The organism is Halomicronema sp. CCY15110 (genome assembly GCF_016888165.1).
Taxonomy (GTDB): domain Bacteria; phylum Cyanobacteriota; class Cyanobacteriia; order Phormidesmidales; family Phormidesmidaceae; genus Halomicronema.
In genome coordinates this window covers 1-599 of the sequence record NZ_JACSWC010000036.1, presented here as the reverse complement: position 1 = coordinate 599, position 599 = coordinate 1, and the positions used below count along the sequence as shown (strand labels likewise).

The window sequence follows — 599 nt, the reverse complement described above, 5'->3', positions numbered from 1 at the left end:
CTGTATTATGCTCAGGGGCGCTATGGGGAGGCCGAACCCCTCTATGTAGAAGCCCTGGCAATTTGGCGCGAGCAGTTGGGGAATCGCCATCCCAATGTCGCCACCAGCCTCGACAACCTGGCCGGGCTATATGATGCCCAGGGTCGCTATGGTGACGCTGAAACCCTCTACGAAGAAGCCCTGGCGATTCGTCGCGAGCAGTTAGGAGAGCACCATCCCCATATTGCCATCAGCCTCAATAATCTAGCCGGGCTGTATGTTACCCAGGGTCGCTATGGGGAAGCGGCCCCCCTTTATCGAGACTCTCTGGCAATTTGGCGCGAGCAGTTGGGGGAACGCCATCCCAATGTCGGCACCAGCCTCAACAATTTGGCCACGCTGTATAGTGCCCAGGGTCGCTATGGCGACGCCGAGACCCTCCACGAAGAAGTCCTGTCGATTCGTCGCGAGCAGTTGGGGAATCGCCATCCCAATGTCGCCCTCAGCCTCAATAATCTGGCCTCACTGTATTATGTTCAGGGACGCTATGGGGAGGCCGAACCCCTCTATGTAGAAGCCCTGGCAATTTGGCGCGAGCAGTTAGGGAATCGCCATCCCGA

At 57.9% G+C, this 599-nt stretch carries 1 protein-coding gene; it reads left to right on the top strand.

All coding sequences use genetic code 11. From position 1 onward, the window contains the following. Positions 1-599, top strand: a 599-nt coding sequence (locus tag JUK32_RS00235) for a tetratricopeptide repeat-containing protein (protein ID WP_204136864.1), incomplete at both ends; no start/stop codon positions are given.